Source organism: uncultured Streptococcus sp., from assembly GCF_938036805.1.
Taxonomy (GTDB): domain Bacteria; phylum Bacillota; class Bacilli; order Lactobacillales; family Streptococcaceae; genus Streptococcus.
Genome location: NZ_CALHWC010000160.1, coordinates 1 through 1,884, shown reverse-complemented (window position 1 = coordinate 1,884; position 1,884 = coordinate 1). Strand labels below are relative to the sequence as shown.

The following is a 1,884-nucleotide window of genomic DNA, read 5'->3' as shown; positions in this document are numbered from 1 at the left end:
CCTTTCTATTTGCCACCCTTCATATGCACAGCTGGGCCTTGTCAGAGTGGGTGACAGCCATTTCCTACATTGCCGGGGGTCTTCTTCTATCGCTTCTGTATCTGAGAAAGGACAAAAATATCTGGTATCCAATTGCCCTCCATTGTTGCAATAATATCATTGCTTTTGTGATTACAATTTTTTCAATAAGCCAGTAGACTGCTAAGTCAATAAAAAGAAGATATTGTGTTCTAGTCATTTTTAAGATTATTCAGAAAGGAAATGAAGGATGGATAATAGAGCCTTAGTATATTTAGCAGAGAATCGTATCTTGGAGACGGAGCGTCTCCTCCTACGTCCTATGACTATGGATGATTTGTTGGATTATCATGAGTATACTTCAGATGGAGAATTATTGAAATATGATTATCCGGAGCACCAAAGCATAGAAGAGAGTCGAGAGAGTCTTGTTTTATATAATTTAAGCGCTCCTTTGGGTCGCTACGGTATCGAGTTGAAATCGGAAGGCAAATTAATTGGCAATATCTCTCTTAGAATAGATACAGAACAAGAAACAGCGGAAATAGGCTATACTGTCAATGCTAACTATCACAGAAAAGGCTACGCAACTGAAGCAGCATTAGCCTTGAAAGAATTGGTTCAGAACATGCCTGGGATAAAGATATTTCTTGCCCACACGACTAAGCCTAATTTTGCTAGTCAAGGAGTTTTAGAAAAAATTGGGATGACACTGATGTGGGAAAAGGAGGGATTGAGCCTTCGCAGAGAGCCAACCATCCGTCTCCGCTATGAAAGTAAGTTAAAGAATGACAAGAAAAAGGCCTAGACAAATAGTTTGTTTAGGCCTTTTTTACACTGTGAGTATTTTTACTCCTGTTTCTGCCTCCAAATCTTTTCCTTGATAAAGATGCGCAGCTCGTAGAAAAGCATAAAGAGGGTGGAGACGAGGAAACCTGCCATAAAGATATGGTGCAAATAGGCAAAGATGGCAATTTCAACCAAAACGGAGAAGAGGTAGAAAATGACTAAATAGTGCCATTTCTTAGCCTTACTGTCTTCAATGACCTTTTTCTCCAAGCTCTCATCCTCCTTGATGAGCTGGTCCAGACTGAGATTAAACTCGCGGCTGATAGCTATCAAGTTGCCAATATCGGGGATTCCTTTTCCGCTTTCCCAGCGAGCAATGGCAGACCGGGAAACCTTCAGTCTTTCCGCCAAGGCTTCCTGAGTGAGTTGATGTTGTTGACGAATGTCTTTGAGAACTTGAGAGATTTTCATGATGATTCCCTTTCTAATAACATAAATAATTTTTCTTTCCATCCTTTTCATTTTTATTATAAAAAGAAAAGTCTCCTTTGCCAATAGCATCTGTTTAACAAGGCAGTTATTCTCCATAACAAACAGAATTCCAAAAGTTATCCACAGGATGTTGACAACTTTGTCAATAAAGTTGACAGCTCTTTTTATTTCCTGAAAAGAAAATCAACTTTTTTACTCTTTTTTGTGATAAAATAAAGCCAATTCCGAATAGTAAGGTAGGAGGTTCTATGAAAGCAGAAATTATTGCTGTGGGCACCGAGATTCTGACAGGTCAGATTGTCAATACCAATGCCCAATTTTTATCTGAAAAGCTAGCTAGTCTAGGAATTGATGTCTATTTTCAAACAGCAGTGGGGGACAATGAAAACCGTCTCCTGTCTGTCCTAGAAATTGCCAAAGAGCGCAGTGATTTAATTATCCTGACAGGGGGTCTGGGACCAACAGAGGATGATTTGACCAAGCAGACCTTGGCTAAGTTTGTAGGTCGAGAGTTGAGCTTTGACCCCGAGGCTGTGGAAAAGTTGGATCGTTTTTTTGCCAGTCGACCAGATTATGCTCGAACGC

The 1,884-nt window shown here is 40.0% G+C and carries 4 protein-coding genes; 3 read left to right on the top strand and 1 reads right to left on the bottom strand.

Annotation, left to right across the window (positions count from 1 at the left end):
* Positions 1 to 197 (top strand): type II CAAX prenyl endopeptidase Rce1 family protein (locus Q0191_RS06500; protein ID WP_297664908.1); only part of this gene is annotated, 197 nt, incomplete at its 5' end.
* Between the two features lie 71 nt (positions 198 to 268).
* Positions 269 to 826 carry a GNAT family N-acetyltransferase gene (locus Q0191_RS06495; RefSeq protein WP_003071491.1) on the top strand — a complete coding sequence of 186 codons (558 nt, stop codon included), beginning with the start codon at positions 269 to 271 and terminating at the stop codon, positions 824 to 826.
* Between the two features lie 41 nt (positions 827 to 867).
* Here the strand turns inward: Q0191_RS06495 and Q0191_RS06490 are convergent, their stop codons facing one another.
* On the bottom strand, positions 868 to 1,278 hold the full coding sequence (locus Q0191_RS06490; protein ID WP_003071488.1) for a helix-turn-helix domain-containing protein: 411 nt from the start codon (positions 1,276 to 1,278) through the stop codon (positions 868 to 870).
* A gap of 269 nt (positions 1,279 to 1,547) precedes the next feature.
* On the opposite strand from Q0191_RS06490, the gene Q0191_RS06485 reads away from it, so the two are divergent.
* Positions 1,548 to 1,884: molybdopterin-binding protein (locus Q0191_RS06485; RefSeq protein WP_297664904.1), on the top strand; the 337-nt coding region annotated here is incomplete at its 3' end.

Bases quoted from the DNA above. Each gene is read 5' to 3' on its own strand.
- Q0191_RS06495 (WP_003071491.1), top strand. From the start codon at position 269: ATGGATAATAGAGCCTTAGTATATTTAGCAGAGAATCGTATCTTGGAG.
- Q0191_RS06490 (WP_003071488.1), bottom strand. From the start codon at position 1,278: ATGAAAATCTCTCAAGTTCTCAAAGACATTCGTCAACAACATCAACTC.